The organism is Chryseosolibacter indicum, from assembly GCF_018598585.1.
Classification (GTDB): Bacteria; Bacteroidota; Bacteroidia; order Cytophagales; family Cyclobacteriaceae; genus Chryseosolibacter; species Chryseosolibacter indicus.
Genome location: NZ_JAHESD010000053.1, coordinates 17,472 through 41,973 on the forward strand (window position 1 = coordinate 17,472; position 24,502 = coordinate 41,973).

At 40.1% G+C, this 24,502-nt stretch carries 22 protein-coding genes; 6 read left to right on the top strand and 16 right to left on the bottom strand.

The genetic code is table 11. The features are described from left to right. Positions 1–22 precede the first annotated feature (22 nt). The 3 genes from mtaB to KK060_RS18740 all read right to left on the bottom strand — a co-directional run bounded on the left by mtaB (position 23) and on the right by KK060_RS18740 (position 2,977). Positions 23–1,342 (bottom strand): tRNA (N(6)-L-threonylcarbamoyladenosine(37)-C(2))-methylthiotransferase MtaB, encoded by a 1,320-nt coding sequence (gene mtaB, locus KK060_RS18730; protein ID WP_254155306.1) that lies wholly within the window; start codon positions 1,340–1,342, stop codon positions 23–25. Positions 1,343–1,421: 79 nt separating this feature from the next. After that, positions 1,422–2,471, bottom strand: a complete 1,050-nt coding sequence (locus KK060_RS18735) for an agmatinase family protein (RefSeq protein WP_254155307.1) — start codon at positions 2,469–2,471, stop codon at positions 1,422–1,424. A 2-nt stretch (positions 2,472–2,473) separates the two neighbouring features. Then, positions 2,474–2,977, bottom strand: coding sequence for a SixA phosphatase family protein (locus tag KK060_RS18740; RefSeq protein ID WP_254155308.1), 504 nt, complete (start codon positions 2,975–2,977; stop codon positions 2,474–2,476). Between the two features lie 199 nt (positions 2,978–3,176). Between KK060_RS18740 and topA the strand changes: the two genes are divergently transcribed. After that, the gene (topA, locus tag KK060_RS18745) at positions 3,177–5,693 is read left to right on the top strand and encodes a type I DNA topoisomerase (protein WP_254155309.1); all 2,517 of its coding nucleotides are present in this window, start codon (positions 3,177–3,179) and stop codon (positions 5,691–5,693) included. A gap of 11 nt (positions 5,694–5,704) precedes the next feature. Next, the gene (locus tag KK060_RS18750; RefSeq protein WP_254155310.1) at positions 5,705–6,406 is read left to right on the top strand and encodes an SIR2 family NAD-dependent protein deacylase; all 702 of its coding nucleotides are present in this window, start codon (positions 5,705–5,707) and stop codon (positions 6,404–6,406) included. Between the two features lie 55 nt (positions 6,407–6,461). On the opposite strand, the gene KK060_RS18755 is transcribed toward KK060_RS18750, so the two are convergent. After that, positions 6,462–7,136: an SPFH domain-containing protein gene (locus tag KK060_RS18755; protein WP_254155311.1), complete on the bottom strand. Its 675-nt coding sequence runs from the start codon at positions 7,134–7,136 to the stop codon at positions 6,462–6,464. A gap of 53 nt (positions 7,137–7,189) precedes the next feature. Then, on the bottom strand, positions 7,190–7,801 hold the full coding sequence (locus KK060_RS18760) for a TlpA family protein disulfide reductase (protein ID WP_254155312.1): 612 nt from the start codon (positions 7,799–7,801) through the stop codon (positions 7,190–7,192). 67 nt (positions 7,802–7,868) lie between these two features. Here KK060_RS18760 and KK060_RS18765 point away from each other — a divergent pair, with 67 nt between their 5' ends. Next, positions 7,869–9,650 (top strand): hypothetical protein, encoded by a 1,782-nt coding sequence (locus tag KK060_RS18765; protein ID WP_254155313.1) that lies wholly within the window; start codon positions 7,869–7,871, stop codon positions 9,648–9,650. On the opposite strand, the gene KK060_RS18770 is transcribed toward KK060_RS18765, so the two are convergent. The 6 genes from KK060_RS18770 to KK060_RS18795 form a co-directional block, all read right to left on the bottom strand. Further along, positions 9,647–10,102, bottom strand: coding sequence for a DUF7832 domain-containing protein (locus KK060_RS18770; RefSeq protein WP_254155314.1), 456 nt, complete (start codon positions 10,100–10,102; stop codon positions 9,647–9,649). The two genes, KK060_RS18765 and KK060_RS18770, sit on opposite strands and share 4 nt — an antisense overlap. Positions 10,103–10,224: 122 nt before the next feature. Further along, positions 10,225–11,457 carry a nucleoside recognition domain-containing protein gene (locus KK060_RS18775; RefSeq protein ID WP_254155315.1) on the bottom strand — a complete coding sequence of 411 codons (1,233 nt, stop codon included), beginning with the start codon at positions 11,455–11,457 and terminating at the stop codon, positions 10,225–10,227. A gap of 65 nt (positions 11,458–11,522) precedes the next feature. Further along, positions 11,523–12,221, bottom strand: a complete 699-nt coding sequence (locus KK060_RS18780; RefSeq protein ID WP_254155316.1) for a 16S rRNA (uracil(1498)-N(3))-methyltransferase — start codon at positions 12,219–12,221, stop codon at positions 11,523–11,525. Between the two features lie 3 nt (positions 12,222–12,224). Next, the gene (locus KK060_RS18785; protein WP_254155317.1) at positions 12,225–12,488 is read right to left on the bottom strand and encodes an acyl-CoA-binding protein; all 264 of its coding nucleotides are present in this window, start codon (positions 12,486–12,488) and stop codon (positions 12,225–12,227) included. Beyond that, positions 12,488–13,783: a citrate synthase gene (locus KK060_RS18790; RefSeq protein ID WP_254155318.1), complete on the bottom strand. Its 1,296-nt coding sequence runs from the start codon at positions 13,781–13,783 to the stop codon at positions 12,488–12,490. Before KK060_RS18790 ends, KK060_RS18785 begins: the two co-directional genes overlap by 1 nt. Positions 13,784–13,956: 173 nt before the next feature. Further along, positions 13,957–14,775 (bottom strand): prohibitin family protein, encoded by an 819-nt coding sequence (locus tag KK060_RS18795; RefSeq protein ID WP_254155319.1) that lies wholly within the window; start codon positions 14,773–14,775, stop codon positions 13,957–13,959. A 230-nt stretch (positions 14,776–15,005) separates the two neighbouring features. Between KK060_RS18795 and KK060_RS18800 the strand changes: the two genes are divergently transcribed. Continuing rightward, complete coding sequence (locus KK060_RS18800) at positions 15,006–17,579, top strand: ATP-binding protein (RefSeq protein WP_254155320.1); 2,574 nt, start codon at positions 15,006–15,008, stop codon at positions 17,577–17,579. A 10-nt stretch (positions 17,580–17,589) separates the two neighbouring features. Here the strand turns inward: KK060_RS18800 and KK060_RS18805 are convergent, their stop codons facing one another. The 4 genes from KK060_RS18805 to mtgA form a co-directional block, all read right to left on the bottom strand. Continuing rightward, a complete protein-coding gene (locus tag KK060_RS18805) occupies positions 17,590–19,002 on the bottom strand; it encodes a Gfo/Idh/MocA family protein (RefSeq protein WP_254155321.1) in 1,413 nt (470 codons plus the stop codon). Between the two features lie 161 nt (positions 19,003–19,163). After that, positions 19,164–19,553, bottom strand: coding sequence for a hypothetical protein (locus KK060_RS18810; RefSeq protein WP_254155322.1), 390 nt, complete (start codon positions 19,551–19,553; stop codon positions 19,164–19,166). 260 nt (positions 19,554–19,813) lie between these two features. Next, entirely contained in the window at positions 19,814–21,433 is a 1,620-nt protein-coding gene (locus KK060_RS18815) for an ABC-F family ATP-binding cassette domain-containing protein (RefSeq protein WP_254155323.1), read from the bottom strand. Positions 21,434–21,576: 143 nt separating this feature from the next. Then, positions 21,577–22,287 carry a monofunctional biosynthetic peptidoglycan transglycosylase gene (gene mtgA, locus KK060_RS18820; protein WP_254155324.1) on the bottom strand — a complete coding sequence of 237 codons (711 nt, stop codon included), beginning with the start codon at positions 22,285–22,287 and terminating at the stop codon, positions 21,577–21,579. 72 nt (positions 22,288–22,359) lie between these two features. Here mtgA and KK060_RS18825 point away from each other — a divergent pair, with 72 nt between their 5' ends. Beyond that, positions 22,360–23,250, top strand: a complete 891-nt coding sequence (locus KK060_RS18825; protein ID WP_254155325.1) for an SAM hydrolase/SAM-dependent halogenase family protein — start codon at positions 22,360–22,362, stop codon at positions 23,248–23,250. A gap of 3 nt (positions 23,251–23,253) precedes the next feature. Then, on the top strand, positions 23,254–23,823 hold the full coding sequence (locus KK060_RS18830; RefSeq protein WP_254155326.1) for a cadmium resistance transporter: 570 nt from the start codon (positions 23,254–23,256) through the stop codon (positions 23,821–23,823). 88 nt (positions 23,824–23,911) lie between these two features. On the opposite strand, the gene KK060_RS18835 is transcribed toward KK060_RS18830, so the two are convergent. Next, on the bottom strand, positions 23,912–24,502 hold a 591-nt coding region (locus KK060_RS18835; protein ID WP_367397511.1), incomplete at its 5' end, for an ABC transporter permease.

Below are 24,502 nucleotides of genomic sequence, written 5' to 3' on the forward strand. Positions count from 1 at the left end.
AGGATACTACGTTCACGTACTGTTAATGCGTAAGTACCTGCGTCTCAACATCCTCAACTTCTACTAACCCCTTGTTGTTAATTGCAGTGAGTTTTACCTTTTTTATTTCATTGATTAAAACGGGATCGTACTTCGCTGATACCCTCACATAGTTTTCGGTAAACCCATGCATCATGCCGTTTTCAATGTCGTTTTCAAAGAGAACATTAAACTCCCTTCCAATGTTGTCTTCGTAAAATTTCCGCCTCTTCTTGTCTGACAGGATGTGCAGCATTTTAGAACGATCTGCTCTCTGGCTTCCAGGTACTGAGCCTGATAACGTGGCGGCGAGCGTGTTTTCTCTTTCAGAGTAGGTAAATACGTGAAGATATGAGATATCGAGCTCGTTCAGGAAGTTATAGGTTTCCAGAAAGTCGTCGTTTGTCTCCCCGGGAAATCCTACAATAACATCAACGCCTATACAGCAATGAGGCATTAATGATTTAATTTTTTCAACACGTTCTTTGTAAAGTTCCCGGAGGTACCGGCGCCTCATCAGCTTTAATATTTTATTTGAGCCCGATTGAAGCGGAATATGGAAATGCGGGACAAACTTGTTTGATATACTTACAAAGTCGACAATTTCATCTGTAAGTAAATTTGGTTCTATAGACGATATTCTAAACCTGTCAACGCCTTCTATTTGATCCAGGGCTCTGATTAAATCAATAAAATGTTCTACACGTTTGCCATTTTGTACACCAAAATCTCCGGTGTTAACGCCTGTTAGAACTATTTCCCTTACTTCGGTACTTGCAATTTGCCTCGCTGTTACAAGAATGTTTTCAATACTATCACTACGACTCTCGCCACGAGCCAGCGGAATTGTACAGAAGCTACATGAGTAGTTGCAGCCATCCTGTACTTTTAAAAAAGTTCGTGTTCTGTCGTTAATTGAAAAGGAGGTGTTAAATTTATTTGCCTCCTGAATATCGGATGCAAAAACTTCTGTCTGAGGCTTTCTGACAAAACCGTCCAACAACTCTACCAGTCTGAATTTTTCCGCAGCTCCGAGCACGGCATCCACTCCTGGTATTTCAGATATTTCTTTAGGTTTTAGCTGGGCATAACAACCGATAATAGCTACATAAGCTTCTGGTGATATGGCGCGCGCCTCTTTTACTATTTTATGGCATTTTTTATCTGCATTTTCTGTTACAGAACAGGTATTAATAATGAAAATGTCAGGGGTTTGGGTAAAGTCCACCTTTTTATACCCCTTCTCTTCAAACATCCTTGATATTGTAGACGTTTCAGAGTAATTCAACTTGCACCCTAATGTATAAAAAGCGACTTTCTTCATAGAGCTGCAAAGATAAACCTTTAAGGGAAAAAGACCGCAATTAAAATTACGGTGAGTAAAACTTAAGATTGGGTGAGCTTTAGATCGTTTTCAATTTACCTTGTGAAACGGCCATCCAGTTGCATAGATTATATAGCAAGCGAGCTCCAACATTTGCATCCCAATCATCACTTCCAGGGGCAATTTCATTAACGTCAAATCCTATTATTTTTTTGCCCGCTTTAACGATTTTTCTAATCAAAAAAATAGCTTGTTCAAATTCCAGTCCCCCGGCTACTGGTGTCCCAGTATTGGGACAAAGTTTAGGATTCAACCCATCTATATCAAAACTTATGTAAATGTTGTCTGGTAATTGTTCAATGATTTCTTGGCAAATATGTGACCACGTATTCCCTTCAAAAAGCTGGTCTTTGATATCCTGGTCAAAGAAGGTCACAACCCTTTGTGTTTTGGAAATGAATTGGAGTTCTTCATCGCAATAATCTCTTATACCTACTTGTACAAGTTTTTGAACAGCGGGTAGCTTCAAGGCATTGTGCATAATTGAGGCATGCGAGTATGTAAATCCTTCGTAAGATTTCCTAAGATCGAAGTGTGCATCAAATTGAAGAATACCAAAGCTTTTGTAGTTACCCGCTAATGCGCGGATAAAACCAAGAGGTGTACTATGATCTCCTCCGAGTAATGCAACCATCTTACCCTCACTCAGATATTTTTGAGTGACAGTCTTAATGTAAATGTTGAGGTTTTCGCACGCTGCATTTATTCTTGCTACAACAGGATTATTGATCTCAATCTTTTCACCCGATTCTAGTGCTTTTATATGAGCAAGAGCAAGTTCACGAAGTATGGCACTTTCATCCAGCATTGTTTTTTGTATCGGTAGCATAGAAATACCGAGCTTCCATGCGTCCGGTATATTTTTCATAGCAAGATCTACCTGACTTGAAGCTTTATACACAGCATCCGGACCTAAAGCTGTTCCCGTATTATAGGAAACTGTCACCTCCCAGGGAACAGGAATTATAATAAGTTGTGCATTCTCCGGAGAGAAGGGTAAGCCAAAAATGTTACCAGCAACTCCAGGTGCATTCGGATCAAAGTTTTTTATAATATCTTCCCTTGTCATGCCTAATCGATCAGTAGCATGGATGGAGCAACATAGTTTAGTAATTCACCGGTACCTTCACTTGCTTCTCTCCAGGAGTTAAAATTGAACTTTATTGATGCGAGGCTTCCAGTAGCCATGCTTCCGATTTCCGCTTTGGTTAAGTATTCGGCCAGGTATGAGATTACCGGGTTATGCCCTACACATAATACAGACGAGTAGGAGTCGTCAATTCTTGTAATGAACTCCAAAAATGTTCTTACTGAAGCGTCATAGAGTTCATCTTCAGCCGAAATTTTATTAATATCAAATTTGATAATATCGGCTACCAGCTGTGTTGTAGCAGTAGTGCGTGTAGCGTTGCTCGTGAAAATAAAATCGGGATATATACTTTCTTTTAATAAATAAGAGCCTATTTGCATTGCTTCTTTTACACCATTCGTGGATAATTCACGGTCCTTATCTTGTTGTCGTATTTGTTTTTCGATACTTTCTGCATGGCGTAGTAAGAAAAGATGCTTCGGCATAAAATAAATTTGAGTATATGCGGATTTTATTTTTTTGCTAAAATTAGTGATGCTAAACCTGTTAAAAAACCAATATTGAGGAATTGGTTCACATTAATTAGTGTTGAAAAGGTACATCAAGAGAGCCTGAATCGGCTGTAAAAATTTGATTTTTTAAAAAATTCCAGATATTTGATCCTTTTGAACAGGAGAAAGAGACATGTCAAAGAACCTTGTAATCGTTGAGTCACCCGCAAAAGCGAAGACCATTGAAGGCTATTTGGGTAAAGATTTTAAAGTTGCTTCAAGCATGGGGCACATTAGAGACTTGCCTAAAGGCGGTGATGCTATTGATATAGAAAACGGATTTGAACCGACGTATGAGGTTAGTCCGGAGAAGAAAGATGTTATACAAAAACTAAGAAAGCTGGCAGAAGACGCTGAGACAGTTTACCTGGCAAGCGATGAAGACCGTGAGGGAGAAGCTATCAGCTGGCATTTAAAAGAGGTTCTTGACTTAAATGACAAGAAGACAAGGAGAATTGTCTTTACTGAGATTACGAAGAAAGCAATCATTAATGCCTTACAAAATCCACGGGGCATTGACATTGATCTTGTAAATGCTCAACAGGCGAGGCGTGTACTTGATCGTTTAGTAGGGTACGAACTTTCTCCGATTCTTTGGAAAAAAATTAAAACGGGCCTTTCAGCAGGCCGCGTTCAATCTGTTGCTGTTCGCCTTGTTGTTGAAAGAGAACGTGAGATAAGCGAGTTTCAGGTTAAATCGTCATATAAAGTAAATGCAATTTTTGACCTTGGAAAAGGAAAGCAACTTACAGCAGAACTTTCAGAAAGATTTCAGACAGAGCAAGAGGTTGAAGAGTTTTTAGAGTCATGCAAAGGAGCAAAGTTTTCTATCTCCGACCTACAAACAAGGCCTTCAAGACGTTCGCCGGCTCCACCATTTACGACGTCTACCTTACAACAGGAAGCTGCGCGTAAGCTCGGCTTTTCAGTAACACAAACCATGGTGGTGGCGCAGAAGTTGTATGAGGCCGGAAAGATCAGTTACATGCGTACAGATTCGGTGAATCTGTCAGATGAAGCGAGACAGGGTGCGCAAAGACAAATCGTATCAGAATTTGGTGATAAGTATCACCAGCCAAGACAATTTAAGACTAAGTCTTCCAGTGCGCAGGAAGCCCACGAAGCTATAAGACCTACTGATTTTTCAGTTCTCGATCCGGGCATGGAGAGAAATGCTGTGCGATTATATGAACTTATATGGAAACGCGCCATCGCTTCGCAAATGGCGGATGCAGAACTTGAAAAGACCACCGCCACCATCAGTATATCAACTAATCAACGAACCTTAACAGCAAGTGGTGAGGTGGTGAAATTTGATGGGTTTCTAAAGGTTTACATGGAGTCAGGAGATGATGAGGATGAAGAAGAAAACAGCAAGGTACTTCCTCCGCTTAATATTGGACAAATCCTCCAACTGGATGAACTTGTAGCAAGACAAGTGTTTACAAGACACGCCCCCAGGTATACTGAAGCAAGTCTTGTTAAAAAGCTTGAAGAAATGGGGATTGGCAGACCTTCTACCTATGCGCCGACTATTGCCACTGTTCAAAAAAGAGGTTATGTAGTAAAGGAGACAAGAGAAGGTATTGAAAGAAGATACAATGTATTCTCTCTTAAGGATGATAAAATTTCAAAGCGAGAAGACACTGAGATAACGGGAGCAGAGAAGAATAAACTCTTCCCGACTAACACTGCAATGGTGGTTAATGATTTTCTTGTAGAACATTTCCCTGACATTACAGACTATTCGTTTACTTCAGACATTGAGCAAGAGTTCGATGAAATAGCAAGCGGAAAGCTAGAATGGAAGAAGATGATTGAGAACTTCTATGCTCCATTTCATAAAAAGGTTTCCAAAACAGAGCTTATAGAAAGGTCTTCCGTTGGTAAAAGCAGGGAGTTGGGGGTTGATCCTAAAACAGGGAAAAATGTATATGCGAAGCTCGGTAAGTTTGGAGCTTATGTGCAGATAGGAGAGAACCCTGATGATAACGGGGGTGAGAAACCCAAGTTTGCCAGTTTACGCCCTGGACAATTTATTGAGAGCATTACTCTTGATGATGCCATGGAATTATTCAAGATGCCCCGCGATCTTGGTCTCTTTGAGGAGAAACCTGTGGTCGTAAATATTGGGAGGTTTGGACCTTATGTTCTTCACGATAAGAAATTTGTCTCTATTCCCAAAGATCTTGATCCCTATACGATTACACCAGAAAGGGCAATTGAACTGATAGAGGCTAAGCGGGTAGCAGATGCCAATAAGACTATCAAAGTATTTGCTGAGAATCCTGACATTCAAATACTCAATGGAAGGTTTGGGCCATACATCAAAGCAGGAACAAAGAATGTAAAAATACCTAAAGGTAAATTACCTGCTGACTTAACATTGGAAGAGTGCTTGACACTTGCGGAGAATACGCCTGAGAAGAAGGGAAGATTCGGCAGGTTTGCTAAGAAGGCTGCTTCTGCAACTGAAGAAAAAGCAACGGCCGAAACAGTGAAGAAAGCAGCTAAAAAGACAGCAGCTCCTAAAAAAGCTGCAGCTCCTAAGAAGGCCGCTAAAAAAATTGCCGCAAAAAAGGTAGCTAAAAAAACTTCAGCGGTTAAGAAGACCGTTGCTAAGAAAACAGCGGTTAAAAAGAAGAAATAATTCTTTTTGCTATGGCATCACAGAAAAAGAAGATCGTGGTTCTGACAGGAGCAGGGATAAGTGCTGAAAGCGGGATACCTACTTTTCGTGATGCAAATGGGTTGTGGGAAGGTCATGATGTAATGGACGTAGCTTCTCCTGAGGGCTGGAGAAAGAATCAGGCTCTCGTATTGGACTTTTATAATCAGCGTAGAAAAAAAGCACTTGAAGTCACACCTAATCGTGGGCATGAGGTTCTTGCAGAGTTAGAAGAACAATTCAATGTGGTTATTATAACACAGAACGTAGATAACCTTCATGAGAAGGCAGGATCTTCGCATGTCATTCATCTTCATGGTAGTTTATTTGAGTCAAGAAGTACAGCCGATCAATCTTTGGTTTACCCAATTGACGGATGGCAACTGAATGTAGGAGATTTATGTGAAAAGGGATCACAGCTAAGACCAAACATAGTATGGTTTGGAGAAATGGTTCCGCTTATGGAGGTTGCTGCAATGCACGCGGCAGAAGCGGATTATTTCCTGGTAGTTGGAACATCTTTGGTGGTGTATCCTGCCGCCAGCTTAATTGATTATGTGCCCTATGAAACGATAAAGTTTGTGGTAGATCCAAAACTTCCTTCTATTCAAACTGGTCCCTACCTGAAGTTGTATGAAGAGAAGGCAAGTACAGGTATGGAGAAGATTAAAAAGGAATTGCTTTCAATGCTATGACGCATTCATCTCTGGTTTTTCTTTTTCGTATCAAAGAACCCTAACCGTTTAATAGTTAGTTCTCAGAACCAAGTGCTGTTGCCTTGAATTTTAGATTTGCAGCTTCCAATCCAAATTTTTCCAGCTCATTATTTACTTCTTCCTGTGCTAAACCCCATAACTCTTCATCGTAAGGAGTGGGTTTAATAACAGAGAACTTTTTGTTTGTAATGACTGAAGGAAACTTACTTAGAATGATCCCTTCTACTATGGAACAGGCCTCCGTAACTGTAAACTCCTTCTTATTATCGTTTAACTGTGAGAGAAGTTGCTCGGTATCTACAATTCTTATGTCAACCAAGCCTGACAAATTAATTCTTACAAGCCCAAACTCATCATCCTTAACCATTAGCGGTTTTCGTAACTTCCACTTTTGATCCAGGAAAAACTTAGTTTTGAAGAAATAGATATCAGCTGTAATTGTGCCATGGAACTCTTTATCCCATTTATTCAGTATTGCCAACCGAGGCATATTTTCAACTGTTAATGAATAGAGGCCGGGCTTAAAAACGTCTGCTACATTATCCTCTGCAACAATAAAAGCGTACTGACTCTCTCTAACGGTAAGTTTAGCACCATACTTAATCTGCGATTGTTCAGCCGGATACTTCCATAGCATAGTACCAAGGGAATCCTCAGACCACTCTATGAGTTCTACCGGTTTTGATAACTGTGTTCGCAGCGTCTTCATAATTCATAACGCGAAAAACAACATGCCAAACACTACATGAATATTTGATTGTGTCAATTCGCTGCCGTTAGGTCGTTAATGAATTTTTCGAACTTAGGAGTATTATATGAAGCAACGCCGGTCTTTTGCATTTTGATCTTTCCATCTTTACCGATTACAAAAGTTGTTGGTATTGATGACACATTTAATTGTTTAGGAAGAGAACCGTTAGGCATATATACTGGAAAAGTAAATTCCTTATCAGCGACAAACTGCTTTACCTTCTCGATGTTTTGTGGTTTATCCAGTGAAAGCATAACGAACAAAATTTTACTTGAATCCACTTTATTGTATAACTCCTGAATTGATGGCATTTCAGCACGACATGGGCCACACCAGGTTGCCCACAAGTTTATGAACACAACCTTATCTTTTAAGGTAGTGGCCTCAATTATGTTTCCCTTCAGGTCTCTTAATTCAAAGTTATAATCAAATAACCGTACGGCGGTTTCTTCTTCAGGTCTTATATCCATTAATCCGGTTTTAAGTATCACAGAATTGGTAAACACGGAGATACTACTCATCAAACCGGTGTATCTTAAAATCGTTATAACAATAATTATTGTAAGCCAGGGTTTAAAGAACTGGTAAACTTTGTTAACGAACCCATTTTTAGTTATCTTCATTTTCTAATTTATATTAACCCCTCAGAATTCCTTAATTTATTAATTTCGCAATTAATAACCCCACTAAATGACAAAAATAGGTCTAATTGCCTTTGTGCTTGTTTTTGCGCTCACATCGACCTCCAATGCACAAAAAGTAAAGTACAAAGATATTTTTGGTTTATTGAGCACCAGGCAATATGAACAAGCAGAGCCATTTCTTCAAAGATATTTAAAGGAAAACACGGACAATCCAAATGCTTATCTCTATATGGGGATAGTACTTCAGGAGAAGGCTTTAAAAATGGACTTATTAAAACAAACAAGCCTGGCTGTTTCCTACAATGATTCTTCAATACAGTTTTATGATAAGGCGTATAAGTTAATTGATGAGCGTGAGGTAAAGAAAAATAAAGAATACTATCAGATCTACAACCGCAGGGATTTAAGGACAGGGGAGTTTGGCGTTAAATTGTCGGATATTCAATTTGACATTGAAAAGAAGGTGCAGGGCCTTCGTGAACGAAATTCAAAAATAAAAGCAGTGAAATATAACTTCTCACTGGCGGATTCATTGTATAACAAGAGATGTAATAGCATATACGCATCATTGCAAACGTCTTTTGCTAATGAAAATCAATTGTATCTGCGTGGGGGGGAGTCAACTATCAAATTATTACGATCGCTTCGTAGTGCTTTTGACTCAAGCCTGATAGCCTTTGAAACCTATAAGTCAAGCGTATCAAGTGTTGGGAGATTACCCTACAATCAAAATCTTGTAGTGAATAAAATCAATAACTTCCAAAAAGATGGAGGTAACGAAACTTCCTTTTATGATGATAATATAAACATTTGGGACTACAAGACTTTTGCAGATAAAGCAATATATGTGATTGAAAAGGAAATGATTCCGACACGCGCGAATGTAATTGGATATGATATTGAAATAAATAAACTGAAAGAACGCTTGGACACTAAATTAGTTTCAGTAAGAAGTGAACTCAGTAAGAAGATAAATAAGTCTCTATACCAGCAACTTCAGAAGTATGATATCGACCCACTTCCGATATTGGTATTCTCAACGAAAACAGCTGATCTTGAATACCGTTCGTTATTAATTGAACATAAAGAAGCTAAAGATTCTTCTGATCTTCACTATAGAAGATCAAGACTGATTGAAGAATTAGATAAGATTAATAGATTGGACAGTATTTCTGAAAGGCTGGAAAGTAGTGACATAAATGAGAAGGCAAAAGATTATTCCTACTATATCTCCTACGCCTTTAAGAGTCCGGATGCCTTGAAAGCTGAAGTAAAACAAATGAGAGCTTCTGTTGCGGAAGAAAAGATCAAGAAAAATGCTGAGCTTACATCTGTTAAAGATGCGCTGAAATGGATTGTTGATGGTGTAGACTCTATACCACTTGTCTTGACAGAGACATTGAAAAGGTATAAACCTCTTTTTATAGATGAAGACAATTATACCGTTGGCCTGGTTTATAAAGATTCCTTAAACAACGAAGGCTATTTTTACACGATAACCAATTCAAGAAGACCTTCTCTTAAAGTTAAGTTTCCTGTTGAGAAAGCTTCATTTAAGCAATCAAAGTTTTCCTATGCTAAAACTTTAACCTACGCTTCTGTTCCAGAGTCGTTATACTACGTGTTGATCTATTCCGAGAATGCATTAAAAGAAAAATATCCAGCTTCTTTGGCAAAGATTAGTTCGACTGGACTTATCTGGAGTAGCAATTTAAATTTAAACTTCATCCCTAATGAGATGGTTTTTAATTCTGATAAATCAGAAATCATCATTAAGGATGAAGTAAAAAAGATTGTAATTGATAAGAACGGGAAAGTACTTCGTTAGCCTTGCTGACCAACGAGCTTTTTCCAATCCTGGCAGCGCATGTCAATACGTGCTTTTATCTTTTCGTAATTCTCCCAGCTATCAACAACGTGATAAATAGAAGGAAGATTTTTTACGAGAATTTCGTCATAATCATTGCGGTATAAACCGCCGCCATAGTAATAATACGTGAACATATTGCCCTGGCGATTAAAAAGTTCATAACCTAAGTAACCATCCCAGATTTCACTAAGGATTGTACAGGAGATCTCTCTTCTTCTAAATCTGAAGATTTGGTTGGAAGCTTCATCTTCAAAATATTCCGAATACATTCCTGTGTCAATAATCCATCCCAGGTACATTCCAATGTGTACATATGCTTGTTCTATGGGAAGAGAGTCAGGAAAATTTCCAAGGAAGTGACTCTTTGCATTATCATAGATCGTTTTTTGAATATCAGCTTTCTTTTCCATATAACAATGATAGCCTTGATTGGGCATTTAAACAAACAAAACCGGGGCGTAAAAGCACTTTATCGGCTGTAATGTAAGTTTATCTTTTAAATTTTACTTTTCCTTGTAAACTGATTTAAATGCTAATGGAAGAAGAGGTACCCGACGAAAATACCTGCAATTGCTCCTGCCAGATCTGCGATTAGCCCACCAGTTACGGCATACCTTGTCTTCCGTATTCCTACTGAGCCAAAATATAATGCGATAAGGTAAAGCGTTGTTTCGGCACATCCTCTGAATATGCTGGCTATATTTCCGACAAAGGAATCTGGGCCAAATGACTTCGAAATTTCAATCATCATAGATCGAGAGCCCTGACCACTTAAAGGCTTTAACAATGCAACGGGCAGGGCTGGAACAAAGTCTGTATTTATACCTGCTGTGCTTAGAGTCCAAGCGATGCCTTGTTCAATGTAAGTAAGTGTTCCCGAGGTTCTGAAAACGCCTATACCTACGAGCATTCCAACAAGGAAAGGTATGATCTTTACGGAAGTAGCAAAACCCTCTTTAGCACCTTCAACAAAGGTTTCAAAGATCGGTACCTTCCTGCGCAATCCTAATGAGATAAATCCTACAATAACTGTAAAGATTATTACACCGGTAAACAAGGATGACTGCAGTTGTACTTGTTCAGGAGAAAGTCCTGCAAAGTAAAATACAATGGCAACAATAACGCATAGCATCCCGATGATATAGGCAAGGAGCACAGGATCAAATAAGTTAACCTTTTGCCTTATGCAGATGTAGAGCAATCCAATAAAAGTAGAACAGAAAGTAGCAATAAGCGTAGGAATGAATATGCTGGTAGGGTCTGCTGAATGCAGCATGGCTCGGTCTGCCATTATGGAAATGGGTATAATGGTAAGTCCGGAAGCGTTTAGAACGAGGAACATGATCTGGGCATTGGAAGCAGTGTCTTTGTCAGGGTTGATTTCCTGCAATTCATTCATTGCTTTAAGCCCGAGGGGGGTTGCTGCATTATCGAGCCCAAGAATATTAGCGCTGAAATTCATTATTATGGAGCCTGTAGCGGGATGATTCTTCGGGATCTCAGGAAATAACCTTGAGAAGAAAGGACCTACTACACGGGAAAGAATGGGGACCATGCCACCCTTTTCTCCAATTTTCATTAAACCAAGCCATAAAGACATCACGCCGGCAAGACCGATAGAAATTTCGAATCCAGTTCTGGCCATGTCGAAAGTAGACTGTAGCATGGCAGGAAAAACAGTGACATCCTGGAAGAAGATCAGTTTAATAAGAGCGACGAGGAAAGCAACAAGAAAAAATGCTACCCAGATGTAGTTTAAAACCATAGCGGCAATAGAGATAATTCCTAAAGAACGCTAAATATATCAGTTAATTCAACCAACAATAAAAATTAGGATTGGATCAAATTGAGGATATGGCATGCAGCGATTCCAGCAGTTTCGGTTCTTAATCTGCTACTTCCCAGCGATACCTTTTTGAAATCTGATCGTAGTGCTATGTCTAATTCTTCTTTTGTAAAATCGCCTTCGGGCCCGATAAGAACCATGTAGCTTCTATTGGGGAGGACAAGGTCTTTCAGGTGATCAGGGTTACTTTGGTCAACGAAGGCAATGAACTTCATTTCTTCCTGTGCGTTGCCGATTACCTGAGGGAAAGGTGTTACATCATTGATTAAAGGCAGTGAGGCTTTTAAGGATTGCTTCATAGCGCTTACAGCCATTTTATGTAAGCGGTCTTTCTTTATAAAAGATCGCTCTGTGTTTTTGCAGTCCATTAAAGTGATACAATCAATACCGATCTCAACACACTTTTCGACAAACCATTCTATGCGGTCAGCATTCTTAGTAGGAGAAATGGCAACATGTATTGAGTAAGGCCGATGTTCTTGCTGAAACTGATGTTGAATCTCAAACAAGCACTTGTTTTGATCAGCTTTGGTTATGACTACCTCATAAAAGTATCCTTTTCCATCGGCGACACGTATGGTATCTCCTGAAGTCTTTCTCAATACCCTGACGCAATGCCTTGACTCTTCCTGATCAAGAAACAAACTTCCTTCAGAAATGGCAGGCTGGTAAAACAGATTCACATCCTATGCGTATTGCTGATGGAGCTTTTCAACAAGGGAAATGTAGTCCGTCATTGCTTGTTCCTTTGACTTACCTTTGATCTCGGCCCATGCATCGTATTTCGCAATAGCTTTAAAGTCAAAGCCGCCCGGGCGATCCCCATTCACGTCACCTTCAGTAGCTTGTTTGTACAAGGCATAAAGCGCAAGCAATTCTTCATTGCTTGGCCTTTTTGTTAGTTCTTTAGAACGAGCTACTGCGCTTTCAAAGTCTTGCTGTAGAGCCATTATTTTGCGCTGCGTTTAGACATTTCTACAAATGGTCTTAACTTCTCGCCAACATAAACCTGTCTTGGTCTTCCAATAGGTTCTTTGTTTTCACGCATCTCTTTCCATTGAGCAATCCAGCCAGGAAGACGTCCCATCGCAAACATTACAGTAAACATATCTACAGGTATGCCTAACGCTCTGTAAATGATACCTGAGTAGAAGTCGACGTTAGGGTAGAGCTTACGTTCAACGAAGTAAGGATCCTTTAACGCAGCTTCTTCAAGCTTCTGAGCAATTTCAAGTACCGGGTCGTTTATACCTAATTTATTCAGAACATCATCAGCCGCCTTTTTAATGATTCTTGCCCGCGGATCGAAGTTCTTGTAAACACGGTGACCAAAGCCCATCAATCGGAATCCACTGTTCTTATCCTTGGCTTTGTTGATCCATTTTTCAGTGTCACCACCATCCTGACGGATGTTTTCCAGCATCACAATAACTTCCTGGTTAGCACCACCATGTAACGGACCCCAGAGGGCGTTGATACCTGCAGAAATTGAAGAATAGATGCTTGCCTTAGATGATCCTACTATCCTTACAGTAGAGGTTGAACAGTTTTGTTCGTGATCAGCATGAAGGATCAGAAGTTTATCAAGAGCCTGAGCAACAACAGGGTCTACTTCATACTGCTCTGCGGGCAGGCCAAACATCATCTTGAGGAATCTTGAACAATAATCAAGTGAGTTGTCAGGGTAATTTACAGGATGTCCAACTGCATTTTTATAAGCCCATGCTGCAAATGTCGGCATTTTAGCAAGAGACCTCACGATGCTAAGGTAAACACCTTCAGCAGAGCGATTAGGATCAAGAGATTCAGGATAGAACGCTGTTTGTGAGCAGAATAAAGAAGCAAGTACACCCATAGGATGGGCTGTTGATGGAAAACCATCCAGTATCTTTTTTACATCTTCGTGAACAAGCGTATGAGTCTTTATGTCGTATGTAAACTTGTCTAGCTGTTGTTGAGAAGGAAGTTCTCCAAAAATAAGCAGGTAAGCCACTTCTAAAAATGTCGACTTCTCCGCTAATTCCTCGATCGCATAACCCCGATAGCGCAACACACCGTTATCTCCATCCAAAAAAGTAATCGCACTTTTCGTTGCCCCTGTATTTTTATAACCAAGATCAAGAGTTGTTACTTTGGCTTTATCCAATAGATCGCTGATATCAATAGCGGTTTCTCCTTCTGAGCCTACAATTACAGGTAGTGTGTATGACTTGCCATCGATAATCAATTCTGCAGTTTTCGACATGTTTAAATAGTTTTTTTACACTGGTTTTAAATATACAGGTAGAATTGGTTTCCAAAAAAAATTGCATTAAAAATAATCGGCTTTTAATTTCATTTTTAGAGCCTAAAATCGATTGTAATCCTCCTTTTTAAGGAATTTTAGTTGCAATTAATCTCATACCCAATGCTTTACAATTAGTTATTGCCTAAAATCAAAGGTAGCCCGCTCTCTCCCGATCCAACAACAACCACTTTAGAGTTCGGCGACTTGGCCAACTCAAGGGTAGCCTCAATACCCCGCATTCTCAGCAGTTTATCTGTCAAGCTACTGTTTACGATGTTATTGGCTTTGGCTTCCCCCTCTGCCGCAATGCGCTTTCGTTCCGCTTCGCTTTTCTCCTTATCCAGGCGAAACTGGTAAGCAAGCGCTTCCTGTTGTTGCTGAAGTTTATTCTCTATAGCAACCCTTATTTGATCTGGTAATTGAATAGACTTTATTAATAGTGCAACCATATCTACGTTGTTTGCATTCAGTACCTTTTCAGATTCTTCTTTTATAGTAGCCTCTACCTCAGCCCGTTTAGTAGAATAGATCTCTTCCGCGGTATATCTCCCCATTACTTGCCTTACCGCAGAGCGTACTTCCGGAATCACCAGAACATCCACATAAGAGACATTGAACTTCTCGTAGATGTAACCAATTTTATCGGCAATTGGTTTAAATCGTACAGTTATGTCGACATGAATGGATAGCCCACTTTTGTCGAGCACATCCATATTCTCATCCTTTGATGTTTCCTGAACATCGTAAATAAATACATCATTCCAGGGTGCTTTCATATGCACTCCAGGCTGTACGACATAATCTTTATTTAAACCCTCCCCGAATTTATAGAAGACAACAGCGCGTTGAGTGGCATTAATCGTGTAGAAAATGCTTGATGAGAGCCCCAGTAAAACGAAGAAGACAATAACGCCTAAGATAATGAAAGGCAGTACTTTACGGTTATTCATAACAGAGTATAGATTAGTGGTGTTTCTAAAGCGGAATGATTCTATAAATTAGGTTTACAGAACCTTTGTAAAGCTACTAATAATTAAGGTGCGTAAGTTCGGCAGCTCAGTATTAAGTTTAACCGGACCATTCGGTATTTAAAGGGGTAAGTAATATTTGTTTATTAATAGTGCTTGATGAGGTGTTAATGATTAGATACATTTAAATATAATATCATTCCTTGAGTTTAATGAAAGCATACTTCCTTATACCGGTATTGTTTATTGCTTTCAATGGTTACTCACAAGTTCAGGAAACAGATAGTCTTGAATTATTACTGAAACGCGCAAAGTCAAATACTGAGAAGGTAGACTTATATAACCAACTGGCCGCAACAGCATACAATTATAATTTAGATAAAGCTTATGCATATGCCCAGGAGGCTCATCGAATAGCGGAAGCAGAAAATTATATCACGGGTTTAAGGTACGCACTTATTTACGAAGCAATTTATTATTATGCGAATAGTAAATATACAGAAGCGCTTGGCCTGCTCAAAAGGTGCGCGAAATACAAGATAGAAGAAGATGACGAGGTTAAGGTCTATCAATTGTTAATGAGCGGAAATGTATTTCAGTCTTTAGCCCAGTACGATTCTTCTGAGTTCTACTTTAAAAGCGCACTATCAGTTCAATCTGGTATTAGGAATGAAAAATATAAGGCTTATGCCTTAAAATGTACGGCACGGCTTTATGTAATTCTTTGGAAAAACGAGGAAGCCTTACAATACCTTTCAGAAGCGTTAACATTATATCAGCAGAAGAAAAACCAACGTGCGATAGCAGATACATGGTTTTCAATGGGAGAGGTGAAACACAACCTGGAGGAGTTTGAAAAAGCACACGAATACGTTGATAATGGATGCAACATTGGGGCAGGCTTGAACGATAAATTTTTGAATCTTTATTGTTATATCAATAGAGGTGAGCTGCAATTTGATAAAGGAAACTACCATGAGGCACTGAAAAGTTTGTTAATGGCTATTGATTTAATAGGAGGTCTGAATATGCCAGCGGTTCAGACAAGGCTTTATCGTGACATTGGCAATGTTTACGAAGGGTTAAGTCAGAATGAGATCGCTCTCAAATACTATTTAGAAGCGCTTAAGATTGCCGAACGTATAGGAGAGAAGTATGAGATTGCAAAGGTACTAAGTGGTATAGGATCAATATACAAGAATCAACACAACTTCCACCTTGCCTTCGATTTTATAAACAGATCATTGGCATTAAGAAAAGTGATTGGTGACTTACAAGGTACTGCTATATCATACAATATCAAAGGATCAGCTTTTCTACAGCAAAAGGAGTATGACTCCGCTTTGGTTTACCTTAATAAGGCACTTGATATATCTAAGAGGATAGGTTATAAGCGAGGGACTTTTGATTGCCTCTACAATAAAGCTTTACTGCTGGAAGAACAGAAGCTTTACCGGGCAGCTTTACGAATGCAATCCGAAGCATTGTCTATTGAATATACAACTGGCAATACATATACCACAGGCTTGTCTTATAATAGTATTGGTGGGCTTTATATAAAACTGGGAGATTATAAAAAAGCGTTGAAATATTTACAGGATGCAGAACGCTGTGCCGCCCAAAGCAAATCGCAGGTACTTACAATGAATAACAATTACGCGTACGCTTTACTGTATGAAGCGGAAGGCAATTTCAAAAAGGCGCTTGACTATCATAAAGAATACGCGAAGCTAAACGATAGCATTTACCTTGAGTCTGGTGTTGGAAAGCTTGCCGAGCTTCAAGCCCTGTACCAGGTAGAGAAAAAAGATCAGGAAATAGAATTGCTTAACCAGGGAAAACAGTTACAGGAAAAAGAGATAACACTTCAAAAAGCCCGAATTAAACAGCAAACAATTATTATATTTTCCGTTGTATGTGGGCTGATACTTTTGTTGTTGTTTACGTTCAAAACCTTTCAGTTCAATAAAAGAATGCAGAAAGCCAACCGGGAAATTCTTGAACAGAAGGAAGAGATCCAGGCACAGTCAGAAGAATTGATAGAAGCAAACAGTACGATAGCCAGTATCAATAAAGACCTTGAAGTTAAAATTGAACAACGCACGCAGGCATTAACTCAGGCATATAAAGAACTCGATACATTCTTCTACCGCGCCTCTCATGATTTCAGAAGACCTCTTACTACATTTCTGGGATTGGCCGAAGTAGCCAATATCACAGTTAAAGACCCAAATGCCCTCGAGTTGTTTGAGAAGGTAAAAGATACAGCAATTAATTTAGACAAGATGCTTGTGAAACTACAGTCGATTAGCGATCTCGGTTCGCAAGTGTTAATCTACAAAGAGGTTTTAATCAAAGAGATCTTTGACAGCGTTTGCAATAGCTTTAGGAATGATCTTAATCGTAAGAATATCATTGTGAATAGTGAAATCTTTCTGGTGGCACCACTTATCTCTTATCCTGCCTTGGTGAATATAATTATCGAGAATATGGTTGAAAACGCAGTACACTTCTGCGGTGAGTATGGTGCTTTTATCAAACTGAAAGCATTTAACGATAGAGATGGTGTTACTATAGAGATTGAAGATAACGGTCAAGGGATTCAAAAGGAATACCTTGACCATATTTTTGATATGTACTACCGGGCTAATGAAAGATCCAAAGGAAATGGGCTTGGTCTTTACATTGTAAAAAAGGCTGTTGAAAGATTAAACGGTACTTTATCTGTTAAGAGCGCTTACGGTATTGGTTCAGTGTTTACGGTAACCATCCCAAACAAAGCCTAAGCTACTATCGCTAGCTTTTTACATCAACTACTTTTGCCGTTTCCGGATCCCAATTGACTATCTTCTTATCGAATAGGCTTTTATTACTGGCAAGAGCGGGGCCTGCAGCACGCATGCTGAATATCGCATCTTCTTTTATCGGTGCTTTTTCACGAATACCTTTATAGAAGTTGATGTGATGATCAAGGCTTGCACTGTATTCTTCCGGTGCCTTGTATTCGGTTTCAGGCTGGATCATTTCCGGGGAGCCTGGTAAGTGAGTTTCGTTATACCATTTTTCGTATTCCTTCTGTTGCGCAGTGGTAAATGTATCGAAGGAGTCCCAGCCACCGTAGCCGGGATGTTTAGATGTTTTATTGCGTTCTACCTTCAGCGAATTCCAGCCCAAAGTTATGACCCCATCTGTTCCTACCAGGCGCAACTTCTCATCGCCGCCACCTCCGTCAGCAAAGTTTACACGCGTTTGTAGTGTAAACGCAGGATGTTTATCGGTAGCAGGGTAATCGTATAAACCGCATATGATATCTGGAACGTCGCGTCCATCTTTCCAATAGCGAAGTCCTCCGGTAGCATAAATCCTGTTTGGTCCCTTTGAGCTTGTTACAGTATGGAGTCCTGAAAACAAGTGAACGAAAAGATCTCCTGCTATGCCAGTGCCATAATCCTTGTAATTCCGCCATCTAAAAAATCTGACAGGGTCATAAGCTACCTTAGGAGCATCACCAATAAATGCATCCCAGTCTACAGTGCCCGCCTTTGCGTCGGTAGGGATAGAATATTGCCATGCACCCATACCTCCCTGCCGATCCATCCATGTTTCTACAAGCACCAGTTCTCCGATAACGCCTGACTCAAAGATTTCTTTCGCTTTCAGGGTTACAATTGAACTTACACGTTGGCTCCCTACCTGAAATACTTTTCCTGTTTTCTTTTGCGTAGCAATTACTTCAGCACCTTCTTCAAGCTTATGTACCATGGGTTTCTCACAATATACGTGCTTACCTTTGTTCATTGCTTCAATGCTTATGCGATCATGCCAATGGTCTGAGGTGGCAATAACTACCGCGTCAATATCTTTTCTGTCTAATAGTTCACGATAGTTTTTTGTGACAAAGAGGTCTTTTCCAAAAAGCTCTTTCGCATGATCTAACCTTCCTGAATATAGGTCGCAGACACCAACAAGCTTTACACCAGGAACCTGAAGTGCCGTATGGGCATTGTTAAAACCCATGATGCCCATACCAATGATACCTAAATTTACCTGGTCATTGACGGAAAACCTCTTCCCGGCGAAACGATCAAAATCATTTGTAGAAATAAGCTCTGTTTTACGTGCAAGGGCAGGTGTAGAGCCTGCAATTATAGCCGTGCTGAAAGCTTTTTTGAGGAAACTTCTTCTGGATTTACTTTTATTACTATCCATGGCGAATGATTGTTTTGGTAAGTAGTTAAATAAAGGTTTAGGAATATACGTTATTCAACATGAAAGCCAAACCCAATTTGCCTGAACAGCAGGGAGCAAAGGACATAAAACAAAAAAAGCGATGGCCGCATCGCTTTTAATAAAAAGATATCCGGTGCTAACTACTCAGACTCATCGGTTTTTCCTTCTGACAGTGAAGTAGAGTCCATTACTCCAAATAGTGAAGTTTGAGCAGGAGCAGCTTGTGTTGCAGACTCTGATGCCGGAGTTGGTGCTGGTGTAGCTTTTCTTGGTGCTGAAGCTTTTTTAGGAGTTGCCTTTTTTGCAGTTTTCTTAGGAGCTGCCTTCTTCGCAGCTTTCTTAGGAGCTGATTTCTTTGCGGCTTTTTTAGGAGCACTCTTCTTTGCTACTTTTTTTGCAGCCTTTTTAGGAGCCTTCTTTGCAGCTTTCTTAGGAGCTTTTTTCGCAGCCTTCTTCGCTACCTTTTTGGCCGATTTTTTCGCAGCCTTCTTCGGTGCTTTCTTAGCAGCTTTCTTCGCTTTTTTTGCCATAGCTTAGATTGGTTTTATGTTTATTACAGATTTGAATGAGTTACAAATGTTCGAATATAAAATCGTTTATGCACTAAATTTAATTAAGAGATTGACTTTCCAATAATTTGACGTTAAAAATATTTCGAAGAAAGCTTTATTTCTCAGGATAAATGTTTAAAACCTTACGCATACAATGCACCTCTTATTGTTGAAGAGAACGCTATAAAAAAAGAAAGGCAAGCTTTATAGCCTGCCTCCCTCTTCTAAGAAACCGAAGATTAAGCGTAAAGTGCTACCTTCTGTTCTGCTACCTTTTCGTTCTCAATGTACTCATCGTAACTCATCAGTTTATCGATGAAACCATTCGGAGTAATTTCAATAATTCTATTGGCTACAGTCTGCGTAAACTCATGGTCATGAGAAGTAAACAGAACAGTACCAGGGAAGTCTTTCAACGCATTGTTAAAAGCAGTGATTGATTCCAGGTCAAGGTGGTTGGTAGGCTCATCGAGAATCAATAAGTTGGCCCCTGCCAACATCATTCTTGATATCATACAACGTACTTTCTCACCACCGGAAAGAACATTCGCTTTCTTAAACACCTCTTCTCCGGAGAAAAGCATTTTACCTAAGAACCCTCTTATATAAACTTCGTCTTTGTTTTCTTCTTCAGCGAACTGTCTTAGCCAATCGATAAGGTTATCGTTGTTCTCAAAATACTTCTCGTTGTTAGATGGCAGGTAAGCATGGGTTATGGTTTGCCCGAACTTAAACGTGCCTGTGTCCGGTTGAAGCTCTCCTGCGAGGATCTGGAACAGCGATGTTATAGCAAGACTTTCATTGCTCAGGAATGCGATCTTGTCTCCTTTGTTTACATAGAAGTCAAGATTCTTGAAAAGGGTAGTGCCATTCAATGAGTAACTCAGGTTATGAGCTTCAAGAATCTGGTCTCCGGCAGTACGCTTCTGCTGGAATATAATTGCAGGGTATCTTCTTGTTGAAGGCTGGATGTCATCCAGGTTGATCTTATCCAAAAGCTTTCTTCGGCTTGTTGCCTGACGTGATTTCGATGCGTTGGCACTGAACCGCGCAATGAATTCCATCAACTCCTTGCGCTTGTCTTCCGCCTTCTTATTAGCTGCTGACCGTTGAGAAAGCGCAAGCTGGCTTGACTGATACCAGAAAGTATAGTTACCGGTAAAGAGTCTGATGGCTTTAAAGTCAATATCTACAATGTGCGTACAAACGGTGTCCAGAAAGTGTCTGTCGTGGGATACAACAATTACTGTATTCTTAAAATCCAAAAGGAAGTCTTCAAGCCAGGTAATGGTTTGAAGGTCCAGATCGTTGGTAGGTTCATCCAGAATAAGAATGTCCGGATTACCATAGATAGCTTGTGCAAGTAATACGCGAACTTTCTGGTTACCCGAAAGCTCTTTCATCAGCTTGTAGTGATCTTCTTCAGGAATACCGAGACCGCTTAAAAGTGCTGCCGCATCAGACTGTGCATTCCATCCGTTCATCTCTGCAAATTCTGCTTCCAGTTCAGAGGCTCTTATTCCGTCTTCCTCAGAAAAGTCCGGTTTTGCATAGATGGCATCCTTCTCCTGCATGATACTCCAGAGCTTGTTATGCCCCATAATTACAGTATCCAATACTGCAACTTCATCATATTGGTGGTGATTCTGGCGGAGTACCGCCATCCTTTTACCCGGTTCTAAGCTTACATTACCTCCTGTAGGGTCAATATCTCCTGCAAGAATCTTTAAGAATGTTGATTTACCTGCTCCATTAGCTCCAATTACGCCATAGCAATTGCCAGAAGTAAACTTCATGTTTACCTGGTCAAAGAGTACCCGCTTTCCAAATTGAAGCGATAAGTTATTTACTGCAATCATGTGTTGTTGTGAGAATCAGCTGCAAAGGTAACTATTTCAATGCAGCGAACAATTAACACATAATTGACATTGCGGTTAAAAAGTTCAATAGAGATGAGCCACCACTCACCTGATGAATGTTCAGGGATAGACAGATGAATGATTTAAACCGGCTTGGTCTTTTCAGTGCTCAGCAACGCCTGAATATCTTTGTCGGGCCCGATATTTCGCATTTGTTGCTCTACCCATGGATATCTTCGCTGAACCGCCTTTGACACTGGTTTTACAGTGTACTTTTTAGGATTGGGAAGACAGGCAGCTATTTTTGCCGCTTCAGTACGGGTTAACTTTTTAGCGCTTTTCTTAAAATAGGCTTTTGATGCAGCTTCAATTCCAAATACACCTTTGCCCATCTCCGATACGTTGAGATATACTTCAAGAATTCTCTTTTTCCCCCATACCAGCTCAATCATGAAGGTAAAATACACCTCAAGTCCTTTTCTGAACCACGATCTTCCATTCCAGAGAAATACGTTCTTGGCTACCTGCTGACTGATGGTTGAGGCTCCTCTTATTTTTGTAGGCTTCTTTTCATTGTGTTTCAGTGCTTTTTCTATGCTCTTCCAATCAAATCCATTATGCACAGGAAAAAGCTGATCTTCAGCCGCCATTACAGCAAGGCCTGCATTTGGCGAGATCTCCGAAAACGATACGTAATCACGTTTTAATCCATGTCCGCTTATCCAGCTACCGAGTTGAATAACCGTAACGGGAGGGAAGACCCATTTCAGGACAATGATGTAAATAAGTTGAGCGATGAAGAGGATAAGAACTACTCTTTTGATCAGTTGCCAACTGCGTTGCAGAATACTCATGGATTACTAAGCTAGGGGAATACAAAAATATAAAAACCTGTATTATTGTGATGTTATTTCATCCTTACCGTCATGAAATTTTGTTATTCGTTGATATTGTTCGCTTTCATTACAGCGAATGTCGCCGGACAGTCCAAAGCGCTTGTATTGCAAACCGATTTCGGTACTAAAGACGGGGCCGTGGCTGCGATGAAGGGAGTAGCTTTCGGTGTTTCTCCTGAAATTAAGATCTTTGATCTTACCCATGAGATTCCTGCCTTTAATATTTGGGAGGGGGCTTACCGGTTAAATCAAACAGCGCAATATTGGCCGAAGGGAACTGCGTTTGTATCCGTTGTTGATCCTGGCGTAGGCTCATCCCGTAAATCGATTGTAGTAAAGACAAAAACAGGACACTTTATTGTAACACCCGATAACGGAACTGTAACCCTCATCGCCGAATCATTGGGTATCGATCAGGTAAGGGAAATCGATGAATCTAAAAACAGGTTAAAAAACTCTTATGATTCCTATACCTTTCACGGGCGTGATGTATACGCATACACTGGTGCAAGATTAGCGGCAGGTGTTATTAAGTTTGAAGAAGTAGGGAAACCGTTGGAAGGAGATATTGTAAGACTACCTTATAAGAAGCCCGTGTTTGAAAATGGCATTATAACAGGAATAATTGATGCTCTTGATGTACAGTACGGTAACGTATGGACCAATATTGACCAGGTTACATTTAAGAAACTGGGAATTGACTATGGACAAAAGGTTAGGATACAGATCATTCATCTCAATGAAGTAAAGTTTGATGAAGCAGTGTTGTTCGGAAAAACATTTTCTGACGTAAAAGAGGGAGACCCTGTAGCCTATGTTAACAGTTTGTTGCATTTCTCCGTGGGCATTAACATGGATAATTTTGCTGAGCGCCACAACATAAAAAGCGGAGGCGATTGGATAATTACCTTGCGCAGATAAATAATGGTTTCACATCTGCTTACCGCGTTGATCACCTTTGCTATTACCAACATTGATGATCTTTTAATCCTGAGCGTTTATTTCGCTACCAATCAATTTAAAACAAGACAAATAGTAATCGGCCAGTTTGCTGGTATCGCTGTCCTGATCGTCATTAGCCTTACTGCTTTGTTTATCGGTTTAATCCTGAACGAAAGATACCTGAGCTTGCTCGGCTTGTTCCCCATCTTGCTGGGCATTAAGGGCTTGGTTAACCTAAAACAACAGGACGACGAAGCAGATCGGTTGCAGTCCAGAAGCAGGATAGGGTTTGTATCGGTAGCATTGGTAACAATAGCGAATGGGGGAGATAACATAGGAGTGTATGCACCCTTGTTTGCGAACACCGATCGGTCTGTTATTCCTGTTTATATACTTTCCTTTTTATTCCTTACGGGATTGTGGTGTCTTGGTGGATATCTTCTGGTATCACACCCAAAAGTAAAAGAAACCTTTTCACGATGGGGAAGACTTGCACTGCCAGTATTCCTGATTGCTCTGGGCATCTATATCTGTAAAGATTTCTTCATTTAGCCCCTCGTTCTCTTTTGGTTTCTCAAGGGGACCAGGACAAACAATCTGAAGGTTTAAATACGCTTCAGATTGTTCACCTGGTAGGCTTCTATTCCGAACGTAAGGAGTTTACAGGGTTTGCACTGGCAGACCTGAACGATCGGTACCCCACGGTAAGAAAAGCTATTACAAATGTTGACCCCAATGCTGTAAGGAAAACAACAGGACCTAGTGAAATGCGGTATGCAAATTCCTGGAGAACCGTGTGCATCAGGAAGCCCGCAGCAGGTGCAGCCAGTAAGAAGGCGATCAACAACAGTTTTACAAATTCCTTTGAGAATAGCAACATGATGCTTTCTACCGATGCGCCAAGCACTTTTCTCAAGCCTATTTCTTTTGTCTTGCGATTCGCCATAAACGTTACCAGTCCAAACAGCCCGAGACAACCAATGAAGACTGCTATAAATGAAAAAATATTTAGCAAGGTTGTCATCTTCCGGTCACCACGATATAAATTATAAATCTGTTGATCGAGAAAAGTGTAACTGAAGATATATTCCGGGTAAGCCTGTATCCATTTAGCCTTAATGCCTTCAAGTGCTTCATCGATGTTGGCCGATCTTAATTTGATAGACATGTTGCGGAAATCACTTGCTTTTGTGAAAAGGACAAGTGGCTCAATGGGTTTTTCAAGTGAGGT

What these genes read in the sequence shown, in the direction of transcription:
- mtaB (WP_254155306.1), bottom strand. Translation starts at nt 1,342, where the DNA reads ATGAAGAAAGTCGCTTTTTATACATTAGGGTGCAAGTTGAATTACTCT.
- KK060_RS18735 (WP_254155307.1), bottom strand. Translation starts at nt 2,471, where the DNA reads ATGACAAGGGAAGATATTATAAAAAACTTTGATCCGAATGCACCTGGA.
- KK060_RS18740 (WP_254155308.1), bottom strand. Translation starts at nt 2,977, where the DNA reads ATGCCGAAGCATCTTTTCTTACTACGCCATGCAGAAAGTATCGAAAAA.
- topA (WP_254155309.1), top strand. Translation starts at nt 3,177, where the DNA reads ATGTCAAAGAACCTTGTAATCGTTGAGTCACCCGCAAAAGCGAAGACC.
- KK060_RS18750 (WP_254155310.1), top strand. Translation starts at nt 5,705, where the DNA reads ATGGCATCACAGAAAAAGAAGATCGTGGTTCTGACAGGAGCAGGGATA.
- KK060_RS18755 (WP_254155311.1), bottom strand. Translation starts at nt 7,136, where the DNA reads ATGAAGACGCTGCGAACACAGTTATCAAAACCGGTAGAACTCATAGAG.
- KK060_RS18760 (WP_254155312.1), bottom strand. Translation starts at nt 7,801, where the DNA reads ATGAAGATAACTAAAAATGGGTTCGTTAACAAAGTTTACCAGTTCTTT.
- KK060_RS18765 (WP_254155313.1), top strand. Translation starts at nt 7,869, where the DNA reads ATGACAAAAATAGGTCTAATTGCCTTTGTGCTTGTTTTTGCGCTCACA.
- KK060_RS18770 (WP_254155314.1), bottom strand. Translation starts at nt 10,102, where the DNA reads ATGGAAAAGAAAGCTGATATTCAAAAAACGATCTATGATAATGCAAAG.
- KK060_RS18775 (WP_254155315.1), bottom strand. Translation starts at nt 11,457, where the DNA reads ATGGTTTTAAACTACATCTGGGTAGCATTTTTTCTTGTTGCTTTCCTC.
- KK060_RS18785 (WP_254155317.1), bottom strand. Translation starts at nt 12,488, where the DNA reads ATGGCTCTACAGCAAGACTTTGAAAGCGCAGTAGCTCGTTCTAAAGAA.
- KK060_RS18790 (WP_254155318.1), bottom strand. Translation starts at nt 13,783, where the DNA reads ATGTCGAAAACTGCAGAATTGATTATCGATGGCAAGTCATACACACTA.
- KK060_RS18795 (WP_254155319.1), bottom strand. Translation starts at nt 14,775, where the DNA reads ATGAATAACCGTAAAGTACTGCCTTTCATTATCTTAGGCGTTATTGTC.
- KK060_RS18800 (WP_254155320.1), top strand. Translation starts at nt 15,006, where the DNA reads ATGAAAGCATACTTCCTTATACCGGTATTGTTTATTGCTTTCAATGGT.
- KK060_RS18805 (WP_254155321.1), bottom strand. Translation starts at nt 19,002, where the DNA reads ATGGATAGTAATAAAAGTAAATCCAGAAGAAGTTTCCTCAAAAAAGCT.
- KK060_RS18810 (WP_254155322.1), bottom strand. Translation starts at nt 19,553, where the DNA reads ATGGCAAAAAAAGCGAAGAAAGCTGCTAAGAAAGCACCGAAGAAGGCT.
- KK060_RS18815 (WP_254155323.1), bottom strand. Translation starts at nt 21,433, where the DNA reads ATGATTGCAGTAAATAACTTATCGCTTCAATTTGGAAAGCGGGTACTC.
- mtgA (WP_254155324.1), bottom strand. Translation starts at nt 22,287, where the DNA reads ATGAGTATTCTGCAACGCAGTTGGCAACTGATCAAAAGAGTAGTTCTT.
- KK060_RS18825 (WP_254155325.1), top strand. Translation starts at nt 22,360, where the DNA reads ATGAAATTTTGTTATTCGTTGATATTGTTCGCTTTCATTACAGCGAAT.
- KK060_RS18830 (WP_254155326.1), top strand. Translation starts at nt 23,254, where the DNA reads ATGGTTTCACATCTGCTTACCGCGTTGATCACCTTTGCTATTACCAAC.